The sequence below is a fragment of the Novosphingobium sp. TK71 genome, from assembly GCF_055361505.1.
In genome coordinates, this window is the sequence record NZ_JBSZKA010000001.1 from 1,215,427 (window position 1) to 1,235,184 (window position 19,758).

Genomic DNA, 19,758 nt, shown 5'->3' on the forward strand with positions numbered 1-19,758 from the left:
ATGCACAAAAACAAAGTGCGTAATGCGCTGTTCGCGACTACGGCCATCGTCTGCACAATCGCATCCCCGGCGCAGGCCGCGGCGCAGACCAGAGAGTTCGTCATTGAAGCCCAGCCTGCCGAAACCGCCATTACCCAGCTCGGCCGGCAGGGAGACATCCAGATCATCGCCGCCCGCCGGCTGACCCACGAAATCCGCACCAATGCCGTGCGCGGCGAGATGACCGTAGACCAGGCGCTGGCGCGGCTGCTCGCGGGAACGGGGCTTTCGGCACGGCGCACTGGCCCGGCGTCCTACGCCATCGTTGCCGGCAGCCGAATGCCCGCCGGCAATCCCGCCCGCATGACCGTGGCGACCGTTCCAGTGGCTCTTGCACCCGCGCTTTCGGCCGAGCCGCCTGTCGCGCTCTCCGCCAGCATGGATGCCGCCCCCGCCGCCGAAGCCATGCCGACCGCCGAGGAAATCATCGTCACCGGCTTTCGCGGCAGCCTCCAGCGGGCCCAGGACGTCAAGCGCCAGGCGATCAACGTGACCGAGAGCATCATGGCCGAGGACATGGCCAAGATGCCCGACCTCAACCTCTCGGAATCGATCCAGCGCCTGCCGGGCGTGACCATCTCGCGCGAGGGCGGCGAAGGGCGCAACATCACCCTGCGCGGCTTCTCGCCGGACTTCACGCGCACCACGCTCAACGGCATGGAAGTGCCCGCCAGCAGCGACGGGCTCGATTCCGGCGGCTTCACGATCAACGCAGGCCGCGCGTTCGACTTCCACGTCTTCGCCTCCGAACTGTTCAACCGCATCGACGTGCAGAAGACCCAGCGCGCCTCGATCGAGGAAGGCGGCATCGCCGGCACGGTCGATCTCTATTCGGCAAAGCCGTTCGATTCCCCCGGCTTCCACGTCGTCGCCTCGGGCCAGGCCGGCTACAACACGGTCTCGCGGAAGGTCGATCCCCGCGCCACGGTCATGATCTCCGACACGTTCGCGGACGACACCATCGGCGTGCTGCTTTCTGCGGCCTATTCCAAGCGCACCGTCTATCAGGAGGGCTTTTCCAGCGTCCGCTGGACCTCGCCCTTCGTTAACGGCGATAGCTGGGCCGATACCGATCCCGAAGTCTCGGGCACGCCCGAAAACTGCGGCGCGGCGGATTCGCTCGACTGCCTCTGGGCCCCGCGCCTGCCTCGCGCCGACTTCTTCGGCAACGACCAGAAGCGGCTCGGCCTTGGCGGCTCGATCCAGGCCCGCCCGCTCGACGGGCTGAAGCTCACGTTCGACGCGCTCTATTCGCAGCTCGACAACGATCGCTACAGCTACAACTCGATGGAATGGCTGCTCACGCACGGGCCTGCGGGCAACTATGTCGGGCAGACCCCGCTTTCGTTCACGATTGCCCCCGATGGCAAGCAACTGGTCGCCGCGGCGTTCGATGACGTCACCTCATGGTACGAGAGCCGCCACCAGACCTCGACCTCGAAGTTCACCCAGTTCGTCTTCTCGGGCGAATACGAGGCGAGCGACAACCTCACCTTCGACGGCATGATCGGCAAGGCCCGCGACAGTGCCGACCGCAGCGAACTGCGCTTCTACGCGCGTTCGATCCCGCACTACTATTCCTATGACTATACCGGCAGCCGCGACGTGGCGGTGGTGGACTATGGCGACTACGACCCCAACGATCCGGAAAACTACATCAACGCGCTGACCGCGGCCAACCGGCTGAACAAGGTGGTGAAGGACAATTTCACGACCAAGGCTAACGCGAAATTCCAGCAGGGCCGCTTCACCGCGCTGGCCGGCGTCGCCTACAGCCGCCGCATGGTGCGCTATTCCGAAGCGCAGGGCGCGCTGCCGAGCTTCGAGCCCCAGGCCTACATGACCGATTTCCCGATCGGCCACTTCGGCGACGGCGTGGTCTCGGGCGGGCTGCCCACCTTCGCCGTGGTCGATTTCGACGCCATCGCCGGCTCGGGCCTGTTCAACGACGGCTACACCGCCAATGTCGCGGCGGGCTGGAAGGTCGTGGAGAAGACCACGGGCGGTTATGGCGAGGTGATGGGCGATTTCGACATCGGTTCGATGACCCTGCGCCTCGATGCCGGGCTTCGCTATGTCCGCACCGACGTGGAATCCAGCGCGGTCATCGCCGGTTCGCCAGTGGAGGTGAAGCGCCATTACGACAACCTGCTGCCCTCGTTCAACGCCGCGCTCAACCTGACGCCCGAGCTCGTCGCCCGCTTCGCCTATGCCCGCTCGATGACCCGGCCCGGCCTTGCCTCACTCAACATCGCCAGCCCGGTGTTCGAATATACCACGCGCACGGTGAGCAACCTCGGCAGCCCCGACCTCAAGCCCTACCTGTCGGACGACTTCGACCTCGGCCTCGAATGGTACTTCAGCAAGAGCGGCCTGTTCGCGGTGGGGCTGTTCCAGAAGAACATCATCCGCTCGCTCAAGACCTCGGTGATCGAACAGATGGTGCCGCAGGAATACTGGGCAGCGATCTATGCCGACCCGCGCTACGATCCTTCCTACAACGCCGATCCCGCCCAGGTGCCCTACACTTTCTACACGGCGGTCAATTCCTCCGATGGGGACAAGGTGAAGGGCGTGGAAGTGACGCTGAACCTGCCCTTCACGTTCCTGCCGGGCGTCTTCTCCAACTTCGGCATCGCGTCAAACTACACCCATGTCACGGCGCACGATTCCACCGGGCTTTCGCCCAATTCCTATAACTTCACCGGCTATTTCGACACCGGCAAGCTGGGCCTGCGCGTCTCGGTCAACAAGCGCGACGACTATCTGCTGAGCGAACCGGGCGGCAACGGCCATGTGCAGGAGCGCAAGTACGGCCCGACGCAAGTCGATCTCTCGGCCTACTACAACCTGACCGAGCGGCTCAGCCTCAACGTGCAGGGTATCAACATCACCAACGAGCGCGAGCGGATCTACGGCACCGGAGACGGCACGCAGTATCTCACCCGCGAATTCTCCCGCACCGGCGCGCAGTGGTTCGTGGGCGCCAGATACCAGTTCTGACGCTGCAAAAGTTGCTCCCTGGGCCGCCGTCCTCCCCCGGACGGCGGCCCCCTTTTTCCAAATTCGAGAAGCTGAAGGATGCGCGATGCCCAAGCTGTTCCGATCCGGCCTGACGTTCGCGATGGCGCTGATCGCCCTGCCGGGCTCGGCGCGCGAGGTGGACGAGAGCTATACCGTGGACCAGCGTTTCGCACAGTATCGCGACATCTACCCCGGCATCGCATGGCCCGCCGTGACATGGCGCGAAGGGCAATCGGTGCTGTTCGATCGCCCTTACAAGACCCTGGCAGCGCGGACGCTCCATCTTGACATCTTCGGGCCGGCGACAGCCAACGGACAGGGAATCGTGCTGGTCCATGGCGGCGCATGGCGTTCTGGCGCGAAGACGCATTTCTACGCGCTTGCCAACCTGCTCGCGCAGCGGGGCTATACCGTGTTCCTGCCCGAGTTCCGCCTCTCGGTCGAAGCGCCCTACCCCGCCGGGATGGAGGACGTGGCGGACGCACTGGCATGGGCAAAGAGCCATGCCGGCGAATTCGGCATCAGCGCCGATCGCATCGCACTGGGCGGTGCCTCTTCGGGCGGACAGATGGCCGCGCTGCTTGCCTATGCGGGGCCGGGCGGCCTTTACGGAGAGACGCGCAAGACAAGGCCCAACGCCCTCATCGACCTCGACGGCGTGCTCGACATGGCCGACCCCGAAGCCCTGCGCTTCGAGAATGCGGCAGGCCCCGATTCCCCCTTCGCCCGCTGGCTGGGCGGCAGCTTCGAGGCGATGCCGCAGCGCTGGCGCGAGGCCAGCGCCGCCAGCCATGTGGGGCCGCAATCGCCGCCCACCCTGATCGTCGGCAGCGGCATTGCCCGCTTCACGGTGGGCAAGGACCGGGTGATCGCCGCGCTTGACCGGAACCACGTGGCGCACCGCGAATTCGCCTTCGCCGGCGCTCCGCACGACTTCTGGCTGTTCGATCCCTGGCTCTCCCGCACCGCCGGGGAGATCGACACCTTCCTCCGCCGTCTCGCCCCTGCCGGGAGCCCGAAATGACACGCCTCCGCTTTCTCGCGCTGCCGCTCCTCGCGGCGATCGCATATCCCGCAGCGGCTGAGGCCCCCGCCACCGAACTGGCGGTGCGCCGCGATTGCACGGGAAGCGCCGCGCCCTGCTACACCTCCATCGGCATGGCGCTCGGTGCCGCAGCGCGCGATACGAGCGGGCGCTGGATCACGATCCGCGTCAGCGCGGGCGACTATGCGGAAAAGCCCGTCATCGCCCGCGACCGCATCCGCCTCGTGGGCAGCGGGCGCGAGAACACCCGCATCCATTTTGGCGCCGTCGCGCAGACCGCCAAGGCCTATCACCGCAACGGCTGGGGCACGCCGGGATCGGCCACGCTCACCATCAATGCGCGGGAGATCGCCGTCCGCGACCTCACCATCGAGAACACTTACGACTACCTCGCCAACGACCGCCTGCCTGATGGCGCCGAGAGCAAGATCGGAAACCCGCAAGCCGCCGCCCTGCTGCTCGACATCGCGAGCGACCGCGTGCGCCTCGACCGGGTGGCTCTGCTCGGCTATCAGGACACGCTGTTCGCCAATGGCGGCCGCGCGCTGATCCGCAAGAGCCTGATCGCCGGCAATGTCGATTTCATCTTCGGCAACGGACAATTGCTGATCGAGGATAGCGAAATCCGCACCCGCACGCGTGCAGCGCCCTATACCCCCGGCGAATTCCAGTCCTTCGTCGCCGCGCCATCGACGCCGCTGTCGCAGGCCCACGGCATCGTCTTCCACCGCTGCCGCCTGACGCGCGAGGCGGGCGTGCCCGACCATGCCGTGGCGCTGGCCCGCCCGTGGCACCCCACCACCCGCTTCGCCGACGGCCGCTATGCCGATCCGCAAGCGGTCGGGCAGGCGCTGTTCGTCGATTGCTTCATGGATCGCCACATCCATCCCGACCACTGGACCGAAATGAACGGCACCGCCCGCGACGGCACGATGACGCAAGTGTTCCGGGCGCAGGATTCGCGTTTCGCCGAGCTGTCCTCCAGCGGCCCCGGCGCACCGGCCCGCGACATCGGCATGCGCTGGAAAAGCCCCATGGGGATCGCGGCGATCCGCCGGGAGATCATGGCCGGAATGCCGCAGGACTGACCGGAAGCCGCCGCTGCGGCCCTTATGCCGGTCGGCCCGGGGACCGGCCAAGGCAGTGGACGAGCAACAGGCAGGCAGAGCCGATAGCGGGAAGGCCGATAGAGGCCGCCAGCACCGGGTTCCCTGCGCCCGCACCCGCTGCCGCGCCCTCGCACGCGGAAAGGACGGCCGCCAGCAGCATGGTGCCGATGCCGGAGGCGACTTTGAGCGTGGCGAGAAACAGCCCCACCGGCAGCGCTTCTCCTCCGGCGCCCGAAAACCGGCCGGACTGCACATGGGAGGCCAGAAGCGCCCAGACCGCCATGCTCATGCCCGCCAGGCTCGCGCCAAGCAGGAACAGGCACGCCGTGGCGGCGGGCTGCCGGAAAGCGAGGGCGAACCCGGCCATGGCCGCGATGAAGCCGAGATGTGCCAGCGCGAGGATGTCCCGCGATGAGCGCCACCGCGCGGCGCTCATCCAGAGCGGAAGCGAGACGCCGTGGCCAAGCGTGATCGCGAACAAGGCCCATCCCGGCCATGCGGGCTCGCTCATGGTGGCGCGCCCCAGGAACGGCAATGCGCGCATGAAGAACGGCACCAGCGCGCCCTGAACGGCGACGATGCCCAGTATCTGCCGATAGCCGCTGTCTGCAAGCAAGCTGCGTACCATCCGTACCGCGCCGCCTCGTGAAGGTTCGCGCCCGGTCGCGGGGAGATGCCGCGTCACCCCGCGGGCGATGAGCAGAGTTGAAAGATAGATCGTTCCCCCCGCCACGCCGAACGCAACGAAAGCGCGGCGCTGGTCCGAAGGATCGTGGATCGCCAGCACTTGCGCCAATGCCAGCCCGGTGCATCCCGCGCCGAGGGCACTGAATATCAGGCGCAGCGCCGAAATTCCGGAACTGTCCCGTTCGCTCGCCGCCATGCGGACCATCAGCGTGTTGTGGCCGACATCGCAAAGCGTATAGCCGATCCTGCTGCCGATCACGGCGGCCACCACGATGGCCGTTCGCGAAAACGCCGTGCCGCCCAGCACCGGCGCGGCGAAAATCAGCGCGAAGCAGGCGCCGCAAAGCGGTGCCCCGATGCCGATCAGCCGTGCCAGTCCGTCCTGCCTCCCGGTCCGGTCGGTACGGTAGGCTATGGCGAGATCGGCCAGCCCGTCCCACACCATGAGCAAGGTCAGCAACACACCGGCATGAGTGACGGGAACCCCGCCATGCAGCACCAGGAAATAGAGCAGCACGCTTTCGAAGCTGCTCCAGACAAGGCTCTTGCCCATGTTGCCGCTGCTGTAACCAAGCCTCATCGCCGTGGCCGCGCCGGGCCGCGCTGGCGGCGGGATGGAGGATTCGAACGCGGTGGCCATGCAGGTTGCCCTAGCCGCGATTGGCTTCGCTTTTTTGACGCCGTGGAAACAGTGACCCAGCCGCATGAGCGGTGTCCGCGTGCTCAGCTCGGCAGGTCGGACAATATCCGCGCGCGCGCCATCGTGAGCTGGGCGATCACATCGCTGAGCAGGTAGGCGTCACGCCGCCGGGTCCAGGGCTGGGCGGAGCGACGGTCGTAATCCACCGGAAGCGGCACCTCGCGGGCGGCGGCGGCCGCCATGCCGTTGGCGCGAGAGACCAGGATGCAGCGCTTCACATGATCGCGGTGCCCGACGACGGCGACCTTGCCCAGTGCCTGCGCCGTGCCGGCATGAGCGATCACGCCGCGCGCGACCCCATCGGTGCTGAGGTAGGTCTTGCGGCCATCCTCGCCCTTGGCCGGGTAGATCGGCACGACATCCTTCATGCCGTGCCTGTCGGCGAGGACTTGCGCGATTTCCCATTGCGCGTAGACCCGCACCTTGCGCAACCGCCGAATGGCCTTCACGGCATCGGCCAGCATCGCATTGATCGGCCCCGGTTCAGGCGCTTCCTCGCCGTCGGTAAGGCCGGTATCGGGATTCACCTTCCCCGTCGCCGAACGATAGCCGAAACTGTAGGCCACGACGCTGTCCGCCTCGCGAACCGGAAACATCGGATAGCCCCAGCGGAAACCGGCATCGGCGACATGAGCGGCAAGCTCATGGGCCAGGGCCTCGTCGCCCAGCTCGCCCTTCAGCGTCCGCGCCATGAGCCGTTCGAGCGCGGACAGGTCGTCGCCCGAAACACCGGCTTCGCCAAGCGCCTGCGCGAAAGCGGACGGAGCGGCCAGCAAGGTCGTCGGAGCACCGACAAGAAGCGCCCTGCGCGTGGTCATAATGTTCTCCAATGAATGCAAATATTCAGGGGCGGGGACAACCGGTCACGACCGGATTGCATCGCCAGCCGCGCGCCGACGGGGCAAGGTGATAGCCATTGCCGTAAATGTTGGGCGCCGTGAGATAATCGGTCGACACGATCTGCGCGCCACTGGCCAGTGCCGCATCCCGGCGGCCGGCGTCGTCGCGGCGGGCATCGCCGGTGTCGATATCGGCACGGGTGCGGACGAGATAGCCCTTGCGCACGGCATCTCGGATTTCGGCGCCATGCGTCAGCGCGTTATCGTAAAGCATGAACGCGGCATGGGCCATGCCCGGCTTGCCCTGCACGAAGGCCATTCGTCCTTCCAGCGAGGGCCGGCCATCGAGATAGGGCCTGAACGCCGCTAGGTTCATCGCGGGCACCAGGAACAGGAAGACGAACTTGCCCCGCGCCTCGCCCAGCGTTGGCCAGCGCCCGGCGAGCACGGCGTCTTCCAGCCGCGGCATCGCGCCGCGCACGTCGTCGGGCGCGATCACCCGTTCCCGGCCTAGAACCTCGCGGATCGCCGCGTCCACTTCCTCGAACTGCGCCTTGTCGAACGGCGGTACCCGGGTGGCGCCCGGAATGACGCGGTCCAGTCCGGAAAGCTTGGGTTCAAGCAGGACGAAGACAGGGCTGTGGTTCGGTTCCGCGTCCGACCACTGGCGCAGCAGCGTCAGGCAGGACCGGAAGGTGGGGCACTGGCTGCGGAAGTCGAGGTCCGCCAGATGCAGCACTTTCAGGCCGGGCCGGGCCAGTTCGTCACGGTAGATCGGCGAAAGATCGGTCACGCCCCGGGCCCGCAGTTCGCGATAGGGCAGCGGATCGGCATAGGCCCCGCCCTGCGGATCGGGCTGGAGATCGATCTCCACGCTGCGCACGCCGCTGCGAAGCTGGGCCTGAAGCGGCATCTGCACATAGTCGAGCGCCTGCGCCATCCCGCCGAGGCCGCCGGGATGCTCGTCCTCCATGGCGGCGCGCTGCTCGGCGCTCATGCCGCCGGTCATCGCCTGCATGAGCGCACTGAGGCGCGGGGCCATTACCGCCATCGCGCGCGGGTCGGCCGGAAGCGCATAGCTGTTGTGCGTGCCCACCAGCTGCAGCGCGTTGATCGGCAGCCTTTCCCCTTCGGCGGCCAGTGCGTTTACCGGCGGCGTGCCGAGCGGGGCGGCTTCGTCCGCGCTGACCATGGCCGCGCTGGCCCAGAGCGCGGCCATGGCGGCGATCGCCATGGCCGGTTTCATCCGTTTCATGCGTGCTCCCTCGGGTTCGCGCGGGTCAGAAGCTGACGTTGACGAAGCCGCCGACCGTGCGGCGCGCATTGGGCGACGTGTAGTGCAACAGGCCCAGCACGCCGTACTGCTGCCAGCCGGTGGAGAAGTACTTGTCGAACAGGTTGCGGGCGTAGACGCCGATCTCCACCGGGCGATCGGGCAGCTTCACGCTCACCCGGCCGTTGACCAGTCCGTAGCCCGGCACATGCGAATAGGCAGGCTGGCCCACCACGGTCCAGTATTCGCTGCGATAGGCATAGTCGGCATGGGCGCGCAGGCCGAGGCCGGAGCCGAACTCGTGATCGTAGTCGACCGCTGCCGTACCGGACCACTCGGGCGAATTCGTCAGGCGCGAGCCGGTGTAGTTGGTGGTCGCATTGTAGACGTAGTCCGTGAACTTGGCATCGGTGTAAGTCACCGCGCCGGACAATTGCAGGCCGCGCATCGGCTGGACCACAAGGTTCCCTTCCACGCCCTGCGTACGCAGGCCGCCGGCATTGCCGATGACCGTGGCGTTGATCGTGCCGCCCGATCCATCGGGTATCTGCGTCAGGATCGTGGCCTGGAAGTCCTTGAAGTCCGAACGGAACACGTCGAGGTTGAAGCGCAGGCGGCGTCCGAACCATTCGGACTTGATGCCGGCTTCCCATGCCTTGACCGTCTCGTCCTCGTAAGGCGCGTACTTGTTGCCGACGAAGGCGATCCCGGCCGGCTTGTAGCCGGTGGAATATGTCGCGTAGACCATGACATTGTCGGCAAGCTGATAGGTCGGCGCGATGCGGAAGGAGAAGTTGTCTCCCTTCACGCGGCCGAAATCATAAGCCGGAGCCGCGCTGGAAGCCACGAAGTTCGGCGTGTACCCGGCAATCGCCTGCGGGTTTATATAGACGTAATCGATGCTCTGCGAATTATTGTCGTGCGTGTAACGGCCGCCCAGGGTCAGGCTGAGGCGCGGGGTGAAATTGAACTTGAGCTGGCCGAACGCGGCAACGGTTTCGTTCACGGAATCGAACAGAGAGGCGTTCCCATCCTTGCCGATCGCCCCCGTCAGCGCGATCAGCGTGGGCAGCGGCGTGCCGGCGGCATCGTAGAGCGGCTGCCCGCCGGTCGACCACTGAAGCTGTGTCTGGCGAGCATGAAGCCGGTTGTAGAACGCGCCGACCAGATATTCCACGAAGCCGCCGGTCGGCGAGGCAAGGTGGATTTCCTGGCTGAACTTGTCGGTATCGAGCTGGCCGAGATTGAACGGGATGTAGGCGTAGCGATCGTAGGGCGTGAGGCTGGCGGGCGTCCAGTTGTCATAGCGGGTCGCGCGGTAGGCGGTGATGGAGGTCAGCTCGTGGTCACCCAGCTTCGCATTGGCACGCAGCGAGGTGCCGTATTCCTCGGTGATGATCTGGCCGAACGAGGAATCCGCGGTATCGGCGCTCTTCGGTCCGGGAACGACGCCCAATTCCTTGAGGATCGCGGTCACTTCCGCCGACTGGCCGGAAACCGGCGTGCGCACGCTGCTGTCCCAGTGGTAGGCATAGTCGCCCGAAAGCGTCAGGTTGAAGCTGTCCGACGGTTCCAGATAGAGCCGCGCCCGGCCACCGTACTCGTGCTGCGATCCCACCTTGCGGTTCAGCGTCACGTTGCGGCCGAACCCGTCGAAGGCCTGGTCGAACCCCGAGACGCGCAGCGCGGCGATGGGGCCGAGCGGCACGTTCACGGTGGCGTTCAGGATGCGCTCGTCATGCTCGCCAAAGCTGGCGCTGCCGCGCAGCGACCATTCGCCGATCTTCGGCTTTGTGGTGGTCACCGCAATCACGCCCGAGGTGGCGTTCTTGCCGAACAGCGTACCCTGCGGCCCCATCAGCACGTCCACCCGGTCGATATCGACCAGCCCGGTAAGGCCGTTGGCACGCTGGCCGTCCATGACCACGTCGTCCACGACCACGCTGACCGACTTGGCGTTCGAGAAGTCGAAAGAGGTGCTGCCGACGCCGCGGATCTGGAACGCGGCGCCCTGGGTCGGGTCGAACTGCACGCCCGGCATCGTGTACTGCAGATCGGTGACCGAAGTGTAGCCAGTCTTGGCCAGCGTCTCGCCGTCGATGGACTGGATCGCCAGCGGCACCTTCTGGCTGCTTTCCGCGCGGCGCTCGGCCGTGACGGTGATTTCGGGCAGCGCGTCATCGCTGACGGGGGCTTCGGCGGCCTGCGCCGTCATCGCCCAGCACGGCGCGATCGCACCTGCCAGAATGGTCGAGAGAAGGTGGATACTGCGATTGCGCTTGAAGGCAGACATAGGGGCTCCGTCCTGTTGACCACGGGTCTTCAGGACGCGCCTCTAAGCGCGCTTCATGACTCTTTCAGGACAATCGTATTGGTTATTTCACTGCATTTTTCGTTCAATTAAAACACTCGTACTGCTGCCAGTGAAAGCTTGAACGAGATCCGGCGCGGCCTGCCATTCCGCCTCGGTCGCCAGGCTGCGCAGGCCGTTTCCGATGGAAGCCATGACGATCGCCTGGATGCGCGCCCGGTCGCTGTCCGTGCGAATTCCGAGCCATTGCGCATATTGGCCATGGACATTTTCCGCCCGCCTGCGCCGCATGTCGATCGCGAAAGGCCGGAATGCCGGATCGCCCAGCGCCGCCAGCGCGCATTCGTGCGTAAGACGGATGATGTCGCTGCTGCCCAGCTTCGCACCGCTGGCATGGATGCGGCTGCGCAGGCGGCGATAGACGGCCTCCACCCCTGCGAACAGGATATCGCGGTGCGTCGGAAAGTGGTGAGCGGCGCTGGAGGTCGCCACGCCCGCCGCCTGCGCCACGGTGCGGTGGGACAAGGCACCCACCCCCTGCTCCACGATGATATCGGCAATATTCTCCGCAATGGCACCCTTGGCGCCCTGCGGCGGCACCGCGGTTTCGTCATAAGCGGCCGAGGCCGGCACCGCGAGCCGTTCCACCAGCGCCATGTGCCACCGCGAACCGGCGGGATCGCCGGACGCCCCGCTGCCGCGCAGCATCGCACGCACGGTCGAATGGCGCAGCAGCCGGTAATCGGTCTCATCGGCCAGAAGAATGGAGAAGACCTGTTCGTCCAGACAGTAGCTGGCGATGAAATGGGCCAGTCGCCCGCCCAGCGGGGTGGGGGGCAGCACGTCTCGCCAGAGCCCCTCCCCCTCATCCAGCAGCGCGTCGATCGCGCGAAGCGATTGCGGCTCGCGGCTGGCCAGCAAGGCCAGTTCGCACGTGACGATCGCGGACGTGCGCCGGGAATGCGCGCCCTGGTCCAGCCATTCGCAGATGAGATCGGCCAGGCTCCCGGCGCCGAAAGGGTCGTGATCCCCCACCCGCTCACGCCATTCACGGCGCGCTTCGGCCATGAGTTCGACTTCGCGATCGAGAACGGCGGCGATCAGCGCCGCGCGGTCACCGATACGATAGCTGATCGAGCCGACCGAAGTCTGCGCTTCCTCTGCGACGGTGCGCAGGCTCATGCCCGAGATGCCCCTGGCCGCAATCACCGTCCGGGCAGCATCGAGGAGGCCTGTGATATCGCTTCGAGATTTCATTCCGGCACTTCATATCGTCGTCCCCGGCCCAGTCCAGACGACGCTTCCGGTTTTCCGAAGGAGCCGGGGAGATCAGTGCGCGCTTGCCCCGGCGGCACCGATCCCGGTCTCGGAACGGACACGCTGCGCAAGATAGCCTGCACGATCCACTGCCGCGCGGCCGCTCCTGTCAAGCCGGGAAACGATCCAGATCGTGAAGAACGCCAGTGGCATCGAAAACAGCGTCGGCGAAGTGAAGGGGAACACCGGGTCGGCATGGCCAAGCACCGAGACCCAGACCGCGGGTGACAGGATCGTCAGGACAAGCGCCAGCGCAAGGCCGATCGACCCGCCCCACACGATCCCGCGCGTGGTGCAGCCTTTCCACAGCACGGACAGCAGCAGCACCGGAAAATTGCCCGAGGCGGCCAGCGCGAAAGCCAGGCTGACCATGAACGCGACGTTCTGGTTCTCGAACAGGATGCCCAGCAGAATCGCGACGAGCGCGAGGACCACCACCGTTCGCCGCGATACGCGCAGTTCATCCTCGGAACTCGCCTCTCCCTTGCGCAGCACCGACGCATAGAGATCATGGCTGACGGCCGACGCACCGGCAAGGGTCAGCCCGGCAACGACCGCAAGGATCGTGGCGAAGGCGACCGCGCAGACGAAGCCGAGGAACAGGTTGCCACCAACCGCATCAGCCAGGTGAAGCGCGGCCATGTTACCGCCGCCTCGCAAGGCGCCCGTCGCCGGATCGAGGAAGGCCGGCTCGGTCGCGACCATCACGATCGCGCCGAAGCCGATGATGAAAGTCAGGATGTAGAAATAGCCGATCCAGCCGGTGGCCCAGAGTACGGACTTGCGCGCGGCCCGGGCGTCGGGAACGGTGAAGAAGCGCATCAGGATATGCGGCAGGCCCGCTGTCCCGAACATGAGCGCCATGCCGAAGGAAATCGCGGAAACCGGGTCCTTGATGAAATTGCCCGGCCCCATGATCGACCGCCCCTTGGCCGCCGCCGTCGCCGGGTCGGCGCCGGCATCGAGTGCCAGCGCCGTCTTCACTTCTACCGCGCGCGCGAAGAGGGCATCGGGCGAGAAGCCGAAGCTGGCAAGCACGGCGAAAGCCATGAGCGTGGCGCAGCCCAGGAGCAGTACCGCCTTGATGATCTGGACCCATGTGGTCGCGATCATGCCCCCGAACAGGACATAGAACGTCATCAGCACGCCCACGATCACCACGGCATAGGAATAGGGCAGCCCGAACAGCAGCTTGATCAACTGCCCCGCGCCGACCATCTGGGCGATGAGGTAGAACAGCACGACGGCGAGCGTGCTGGAAGCGGCAAAGAGACGGACCGGGGTCTGGGCGAAACGGAAGGATGCCACGTCCGCGAACGTGTAGCGGCCGAGATTGCGCAGGCGTTCCGCCAGCAGGAAGAGAATGATCGGCCAGCCCACCAGAAAGCCCGTCGAGTAGATCAGCCCATCGTAGCCGTCGGCGAAAATCTGGGCGGAGATCCCCAGGAACGATGCCGCCGACATGTAATCGCCGGCAATCGCCAATCCGTTCTGGAATCCCGTGATACCGCCTCCCGCCGTGTAGAAATCCGCCGTCGTACGGGTCTTTCGTGCCGCCCAGCGGGTAATCCCGAGAGTTGCCAGCACGAACACCCCGAACATGAGGATCGCAGGCCAGTTCGTCGGCTGCTGCTGCGTCTGCCCGGTCAGGGCGTCGGCGAATGCCGGCACGGGAACAGCCATGCCAAGCACAGCCAGAACCGATCCGGAGCGCACTGCGGCAAGGCGGCCGCTCACTTCGCGGCATCCTTGCGAATGGCTTCGAGCAGCGGATCGAAATCGCGATTTGCGCGGAAGACGTAAAAGCCGGTGAGCGCGATCCCTACGAGGATCACCCCGAGACCCACCGGAATTCCCCAAGTCGTGGTCGCCTGGCCGATCGGTTCCGCCAGCAGGTCCTTGCGAAAGGCTATCACGAGAATGAAGCCGAAGAAGACCGCCAGCATTATTCCCGCCAATTGCCAGCCAAGGCGGGACCGGCTTGCCACCAACTTGCGGTAACGCGGATCGGAGGCAATCGCGGACGACGACGTGGTCGTATCGGCTTCGTTCTGCACGTCCTCTACCCTTCCCATCTTCTCGTTGGCGCCAACTATGACCTCGCCAAACTGCAAGGCAATGTTATTGTTGGAAGCAGGCCGTTTTCTTGGCCGATCCTTGCGCGGGCCGGCGCACTGCCTATGTTCCGCCGACTGGCGGCAAATTCGGCCGCGGCCAAACAAGCGGAGAAGGTCATGGGCTTCACGGGACGCGAACTGCGATCCACGATCGATGACGGCAAGCTGACACTGTCGCTGGAACAGGTGCGGATCGACGATCCCGCAGACGACGAGATCGTCGTCCGCGTGGAAGCCGCGCCGATCAACCCGAGCGACCTGGGACTGCTGCTCGGCCCTGCCGATATCGCGACACTCGAACGGCGCGATGGCGGAGGCGGAAGCCTGACTTTCGATATTCCGCCGGCCCGTCTGGCCGGTGTCGCGGCGCGGCTTGGCCAGTCGATGCCCGTGGGCAACGAAGGCGCCGGAACCGTCGTCGCAGCCGGACGGAACGCCGCCGCGCTGGAAGGCAGGCGGGTCGGGATGATCGGCGGAGGGATGTATGCCGACTATCGCCGTATCAAGGCGAGCGAGGTGATCCCGCTGCCCGAAGGCGCGACGGCGGCAAGCGGCGCTTCGATGTTCGTCAACCCGCTCACCGCGCTCGGCTTCGTCGAAACTGCGCGGCGCGAGGGGCACAAGGCGATCATCCATACCGCCGCCGCATCGAACCTCGGGCAGATGCTGCAGAAGGTATGCCTGCGGGACGGCATACCGCTGGTCAACATCGTCCGCTCCACGCAGCAGGCCGACATTCTGAACGAGATCGGCGCCGCGCACGTGATCAACAGCAAGGACGACGACTTCGCCGCCCGGCTTGCGGAAGCCGTGGAGCAAACCGGCGCAACCCTAGCCTTCGACGCCATCGGCGGCGGGACGCTGGGCAGCGACATCATGCAGGCCATGGAACAGGCGCAGGTCCGCGCGATGCCCGAATACAACCGCTACGGCTCACCCGTGTTCAAACAGCTCTACATCTACGGCGCACTGGACACTTCGCCGACGATCCTCAATCGGCTGGCTTTCGGCTTCCAGTGGGGCGTGTCGGGCTGGCTGCTGTTCCCGTTCCTCCAGAAAGCCGGCCCCGAAGTCGTAGCCCGCCTGCGCCGCCGCGTGATCGACGAACTGACAACGACATTCGCCAGCAAATACACCCGCGTGATCGGATTGGCGGAAGCCCTGGAGCCGGACGTCCTGCAAGCATACGAGCGCAAGGCCACAGGCGAGAAGTTCCTGATCGACCCTTCCGGAGGTTAGCCCGCGATAGCAGATTCTGGCGCAGCGAGGCGGGTCCCCTTAGCGCCCATTGCGGCCTCAGGACCCATTGATTGGCAGGCCGCTCATGCTCAGTCTCCTTGCGGAGCCTGAATCACATCGACCTCCGTCAATCAATGGGTCCTGAGCCTAATCTCTCCCATTGAATAACCGCGCACTATCTTGCGCTGTTTCCTCGGGATTGCGGCATCGCACCTCATATCAAAAATCAATAGATATGATGATTTTTCATTCACATAATTGATTATCGGCTATCGCACAAATCCGGGAGAACCTGCGACAGGCACAAGTTTGATGGAGGTTACCGCCCGTCCAAAGAACGGCAACCCTCCGATCCGCGCCTTCTTCGCGCCCTCACATCCCGGTCAGAAATCCATCCAGTCATCGTCCTGCCCGGTTGCCAATGCGGCCACCTTGGGGCTTCGAACTGAGATGGAAGGGATCGCCGCCCCTGCGCCGCGCGGCGTAGCGGCAGGAAACGAGCGCGGGGAATGGGACACGCCACCATTTCCGGTGCGGAACATTGCAGCGCGGTCCGAAAGAGCGGTGACTTCGCTGTTGAGAGTGCGCGCCGCTGCCGAAGTCTGCTCCACCATCGCCGCGTTCTGCTGCGTCGCCTGGTCCATCGTGCCGATCGCTGCGCTGATCTGCGTGATCGTCGATGACTGCACCTGATTGTCAGCCGCGATGTCGCTCAGCAGTGTATGCACCTCGGTCACGTCGCCCGAGATGTTCTGAAGCGCGCCGTCCACGCGCTGCACCGCTCCGACAGCAGTACCGATATCGGTCTGCGTCGCCGTCAATTGCTCCCGGGCTCGCTTGGCTTCCTCTTCCGAGCGCATGGCGAGCGCGGAGACGAGATCGGCCACCACCGCGAAACCGCGCCCTGCGTCGCCTGCGCGGCCTGCCTCTACGGCAGCGTTCATGGCAAGAACCCGGGTCTGGAAGGCGATCTTATCGAGCCCCTCGATCACCGAATCGATACCCTTGGCGCTCTCGCTGACGCGGCCCATGGCCTGCACGGCCTCATCGGCGATCGAGCGGCCGGTCTGAACCACACCCATAGCCCCATCGGCCCGCTGTACAGTGCGACCGGCGGCTTCGGCAGTGGCGCGCAGGCGCTGATCCATCTGGGTGATGGCCGCCGAAGTCTCTTCAAGGCTGGCCGCGTTGCTTTCGGTACGACGAGCCAGGTCCTCGGATGCCTGGGCGATTTCGCTGGAGCCGGTGCGGATCGTAACGGCGCTTTCAGCGACCGCACCGATGAGATCGCGCAGCGCTCCCACAGCCGAATTGAAGTTGTTCTTGAGTTCGCCATAGGCCGGCGGAAAATCGGCGTTGATCGACCGCGTCAGGTCGCCTTCGCTGATGGCCTGAAGGCTGGCTCGCAGCGTCGAGGTGACGACTTCCTGCTCCTTGGCGTGGCGCGCATCGATCTCGGCACGGGCTTCGGAGGCGACACGGAACTGCTCGACGGCTTGCGCTATCTCGCCGATTTCATCACGACGCTCACGATAGGGCACCGCCTGGTGGCCGCCTTCGGCAAGCGAGGTGGTGACCTCGGTGATCCGGCTCATCGGCGCGGCGACGGTGCGCACGAGCACGCGCCAGATGAGCAGAATTCCCGCGATTCCGATGATAGCGAGGCCAGCCGAGAGCCAGGTCGTCAGTTCGGCAGTGGCTTGCCCCTGCTCGGCTCGGCGGCTCGAAAGCTCGCGAACCTTGTCCACCAGAGCATCCGTGCGCGTCGTCACATCGCGCGAGGCAGCGCGACCATCGGTGTTCATCAATGCCAGCGCGCCCTCGAGATCGCCCGCGCTTCGCAGGTTCAGGGTGCGCTCGTTCACTGCATAGAGGCTATCGATCCCGCTCTTGAGCCGGGTAAGGTCGCCTGCCAGACTGACATCGGCTACCTGGCTGTATTCTTCCACCGCCTTGTCGAGATCGGCCCGCGCGGTGTCATAGCGCTGCTTGAGATCGCGCGCTTCGCCGGCGTCTTTCGCGATGTAGCTGGCATAGACCAGCGAGCGAAGCGCCTGCGCATTGCTGATGACCGCTTCCAGCGCCGACATGCTGGCGATGCCGTGATCGACGTGGCTTTGGGCGATAGAGTTCATGGTCCTTGTCGAAACAAGGCCATTGATACCCACTACGCTCAGAAGCGCGATGAGCAGGCTGAAGGCTGCCAGCAGCTTTTTAGAAAGCCGCCAATTGTTCAGAAAATCGAGCAAGGTAAATTCCTCGGGCCGGGGGGAGAACGAGCGCTTCACCGAACGCCTATATATCCCGCCGTTATAGACACTTGGACTTGCCCGTTCGGCCGCCCCTCCTTCACCGTACGCGGGAATCATCGGAATTCAGGATCCGCGGCATTTTCTCCTGCCGGGAAAACCGCGGAAATCCGCCCATTCACCGGCGGCAATTGGAAATCCTGCATAGCCATTCAATATGGGTTCGCATCACAGGCATCCCCCGCCGTGCCCTGCCGCATGGCAAGGCCTGACCATCGATCCGATCGATCAAAGTCCGCCGAGCGGCCCCTTGCCCGTCCTTTTCTCATTCTCAAGACAGAATCCGGGCGGCTGCGATTCCCTTCGCCCCGCAAGCGCAAGCTGGCACCATGGCCCGCCACACCAAGATTTTCACCGCGATGCGAAGCGACGGAGTGTTGCAGGTATCGTATTTCCTGCCCCGCCGAGCCCGATTCAGCCGGATTTTTCAAGGATTCCCGGTAAACTGCCGCGCCGATCTCGGAAAACCTCACTGTACGAGGCTCTCGGATGGTCTGATAGGAAATTCGGTGCTATGGGGCAGCGATGCAGCGAGACAAGTCCAAAAAAGGCGCGCCAATCATGATGCACGCGCCGTGATGACCGTTAAAGGAATCAAGACATCGATCGCCTCGCTCCACAATACGCACCTGCAATTGCAGGAAATATTTTCGAACCCAAAGGCAGAATTGCCCGGGATTTTGGCAAATGCAGCATTTACGTGCCAAAATATTTCGAAATAGATATACATCATTAAATTTTTATCTGACAATCAGCCACAGGGTATCATAGCCCTGTCAGAACACTTCGTATTGTAAGCTGATTGTTATTACGCCCGGCGCGCCGCGTTCAAGCGCATGGGCCATTTTTTCACCGAGCGCAACGAAGGTACGTTTTAGTCATGTCTTTTGACAGAGGAAATCGCGGTAACGGCCGTGACAGGTTCGGTAGTGGCAACGACCGTTTCGGCGGCGGCAATGACCGTTTCGGCGGCGGTAACGACCGCTTCGGCGGCGGTAACGACCGCTTCGGCGGCGGCAACGACCGTTTCGGTGGCGGGCAGCGCGGCGGCTTTGGCGGTGCGCGTAGCGGCGGTTTCGGCGGCGGCGGCCCTCGCGGCGGCGCTCCTGCTCAAGTCATCGGCGAGGGCAGCGGCGTGGTCAAGTTCTTCAACGCGGATAAGGGCTTCGGCTTCATCCAGCGCGAAGATGGCGGCGACGATGCCTTCGTTCACATCAGCGCCGTTCAGGACGCCGGCCTCACGACGCTTGCCGAAGGTCAGCAGCTTGAGTTCCAGCTGGTCGACCGTGGCGGCAAGGTCTCCGCAACGAATCTCTCGATCGTCGGCGAAGTCATCACCGCCACTCGGCGGGAATCCGCGCCGGCACAGCGCCAGTCCACGGGCGAACGCGCCAGCGGCACGGTCAAGTTCTTCAATGCGTCCAAGGGCTTTGGCTTCGTCAATCGCGATGACGGCCAGCCCGATGCCTTCGTGCACATCAGTGCCGTAGAGCGCTCGGGCCTGTCCGGCCTGCATGAAGGCGATCAGATCGAGTTCGAAATCGAGATCGATCGCCGCGGCAAGTCCTCGGCGGTCAATCTGGTCCTTCGCTGAGGTCCGCGGGCCTTGGCCGGTTTCCACCGGCCAAGGCCATGCTCTGGCGGCTGATCGGAATCACGAACTACAGCCTTCTTTATGCCCCGAGACATGAAAACGCATGGGCGTCATTGCCTGCGGCCTGCTTGATACCCATGATAGAGACGGGAAAG

The 19,758-nt window shown here is 64.9% G+C and carries 14 protein-coding genes; 6 read left to right on the plus strand and 8 right to left on the minus strand.

The genetic code is table 11. The annotated features are described in order from the left end of the window. The 3 genes from ACXJ16_RS21405 (at position 1) to ACXJ16_RS21415 (ending at position 5,196) form a co-directional block, all read left to right on the plus strand. Positions 1-3,042, plus strand: coding sequence for a TonB-dependent receptor (locus ACXJ16_RS21405; protein WP_463921855.1), 3,042 nt, complete (start codon positions 1-3; stop codon positions 3,040-3,042). Positions 3,043-3,127: 85 nt separating this feature from the next. Next, a complete protein-coding gene (locus ACXJ16_RS21410; RefSeq protein WP_463921856.1) occupies positions 3,128-4,087 on the plus strand; it encodes an alpha/beta hydrolase fold domain-containing protein in 960 nt (319 codons plus the stop codon). Then, entirely contained in the window at positions 4,084-5,196 is a 1,113-nt protein-coding gene (locus tag ACXJ16_RS21415) for a pectinesterase family protein (protein ID WP_463921857.1), read from the plus strand. Before ACXJ16_RS21410 ends, ACXJ16_RS21415 begins: the two co-directional genes overlap by 4 nt. 22 nt (positions 5,197-5,218) lie before the next feature. On the opposite strand, the gene ACXJ16_RS21420 is transcribed toward ACXJ16_RS21415, so the two are convergent. From ACXJ16_RS21420 to ACXJ16_RS21450, 7 genes are all read right to left on the minus strand, one after another. Then, on the minus strand, positions 5,219-6,544 hold the full coding sequence (locus ACXJ16_RS21420) for an MFS transporter (protein ID WP_185999913.1): 1,326 nt from the start codon (positions 6,542-6,544) through the stop codon (positions 5,219-5,221). A gap of 83 nt (positions 6,545-6,627) precedes the next feature. Next, positions 6,628-7,422 (minus strand): hypothetical protein, encoded by a 795-nt coding sequence (locus ACXJ16_RS21425; RefSeq protein WP_463921858.1) that lies wholly within the window; start codon positions 7,420-7,422, stop codon positions 6,628-6,630. Between the two features lie 25 nt (positions 7,423-7,447). Continuing rightward, entirely contained in the window at positions 7,448-8,698 is a 1,251-nt protein-coding gene (locus tag ACXJ16_RS21430; protein ID WP_463921859.1) for a Ca2+-dependent phosphoinositide-specific phospholipase C, read from the minus strand. Positions 8,699-8,723: 25 nt separating this feature from the next. Continuing rightward, positions 8,724-11,009, minus strand: coding sequence for a TonB-dependent receptor (locus ACXJ16_RS21435; RefSeq protein ID WP_463921861.1), 2,286 nt, complete (start codon positions 11,007-11,009; stop codon positions 8,724-8,726). A gap of 87 nt (positions 11,010-11,096) precedes the next feature. Then, a complete protein-coding gene (locus tag ACXJ16_RS21440) occupies positions 11,097-12,284 on the minus strand; it encodes a TetR family transcriptional regulator (RefSeq protein ID WP_463921862.1) in 1,188 nt (395 codons plus the stop codon). Positions 12,285-12,356: 72 nt separating this feature from the next. Beyond that, positions 12,357-14,027 (minus strand): cation acetate symporter, encoded by a 1,671-nt coding sequence (locus tag ACXJ16_RS21445; RefSeq protein WP_463923307.1) that lies wholly within the window; start codon positions 14,025-14,027, stop codon positions 12,357-12,359. A 50-nt stretch (positions 14,028-14,077) separates the two neighbouring features. Continuing rightward, entirely contained in the window at positions 14,078-14,419 is a 342-nt protein-coding gene (locus ACXJ16_RS21450) for a DUF485 domain-containing protein (RefSeq protein WP_454798367.1), read from the minus strand. 159 nt (positions 14,420-14,578) lie between these two features. On the opposite strand from ACXJ16_RS21450, the gene ACXJ16_RS21455 reads away from it, so the two are divergent. Beyond that, positions 14,579-15,700 carry a zinc-binding dehydrogenase gene (locus ACXJ16_RS21455; protein WP_463921864.1) on the plus strand — a complete coding sequence of 374 codons (1,122 nt, stop codon included), beginning with the start codon at positions 14,579-14,581 and terminating at the stop codon, positions 15,698-15,700. 383 nt (positions 15,701-16,083) lie between these two features. Here ACXJ16_RS21455 and ACXJ16_RS21460 read toward each other — a convergent pair whose 3' ends face one another. Continuing rightward, a complete protein-coding gene (locus ACXJ16_RS21460) occupies positions 16,084-17,949 on the minus strand; it encodes a methyl-accepting chemotaxis protein (RefSeq protein WP_463921865.1) in 1,866 nt (621 codons plus the stop codon). A 389-nt stretch (positions 17,950-18,338) separates the two neighbouring features. Between ACXJ16_RS21460 and ACXJ16_RS21465 the strand changes: the two genes are divergently transcribed. Together ACXJ16_RS21465 and ACXJ16_RS21470 are read left to right on the plus strand one after the other, a co-directional pair. Next, positions 18,339-18,731: a hypothetical protein gene (locus tag ACXJ16_RS21465; RefSeq protein ID WP_454798370.1), complete on the plus strand. Its 393-nt coding sequence runs from the start codon at positions 18,339-18,341 to the stop codon at positions 18,729-18,731. 158 nt (positions 18,732-18,889) lie between these two features. Beyond that, positions 18,890-19,603, plus strand: a complete 714-nt coding sequence (locus tag ACXJ16_RS21470) for a cold-shock protein (protein ID WP_463921867.1) — start codon at positions 18,890-18,892, stop codon at positions 19,601-19,603. The last annotated feature ends 155 nt before the right edge of the window (positions 19,604-19,758 follow it).

Excerpts from the sequence above, each read along its gene's own strand:
- ACXJ16_RS21405 (WP_463921855.1), top strand. The coding sequence starts at position 1 with ATGCACAAAAACAAAGTGCGTAATGCGCTGTTCGCGACTACGGCCATC.
- ACXJ16_RS21410 (WP_463921856.1), top strand. The coding sequence starts at position 3,128 with ATGCCCAAGCTGTTCCGATCCGGCCTGACGTTCGCGATGGCGCTGATC.
- ACXJ16_RS21415 (WP_463921857.1), top strand. The coding sequence starts at position 4,084 with ATGACACGCCTCCGCTTTCTCGCGCTGCCGCTCCTCGCGGCGATCGCA.
- ACXJ16_RS21420 (WP_185999913.1), bottom strand. The coding sequence starts at position 6,544 with ATGGCCACCGCGTTCGAATCCTCCATCCCGCCGCCAGCGCGGCCCGGC.
- ACXJ16_RS21425 (WP_463921858.1), bottom strand. The coding sequence starts at position 7,422 with ATGACCACGCGCAGGGCGCTTCTTGTCGGTGCTCCGACGACCTTGCTG.
- ACXJ16_RS21430 (WP_463921859.1), bottom strand. The coding sequence starts at position 8,698 with ATGAAACGGATGAAACCGGCCATGGCGATCGCCGCCATGGCCGCGCTC.
- ACXJ16_RS21435 (WP_463921861.1), bottom strand. The coding sequence starts at position 11,009 with ATGTCTGCCTTCAAGCGCAATCGCAGTATCCACCTTCTCTCGACCATT.
- ACXJ16_RS21440 (WP_463921862.1), bottom strand. The coding sequence starts at position 12,284 with ATGAAATCTCGAAGCGATATCACAGGCCTCCTCGATGCTGCCCGGACG.
- ACXJ16_RS21445 (WP_463923307.1), bottom strand. The coding sequence starts at position 14,027 with ATGGCTGTTCCCGTGCCGGCATTCGCCGACGCCCTGACCGGGCAGACG.
- ACXJ16_RS21450 (WP_454798367.1), bottom strand. The coding sequence starts at position 14,419 with ATGGGAAGGGTAGAGGACGTGCAGAACGAAGCCGATACGACCACGTCG.
- ACXJ16_RS21455 (WP_463921864.1), top strand. The coding sequence starts at position 14,579 with ATGGGCTTCACGGGACGCGAACTGCGATCCACGATCGATGACGGCAAG.
- ACXJ16_RS21465 (WP_454798370.1), top strand. The coding sequence starts at position 18,339 with ATGGCCCGCCACACCAAGATTTTCACCGCGATGCGAAGCGACGGAGTG.
- ACXJ16_RS21470 (WP_463921867.1), top strand. The coding sequence starts at position 18,890 with ATGTCTTTTGACAGAGGAAATCGCGGTAACGGCCGTGACAGGTTCGGT.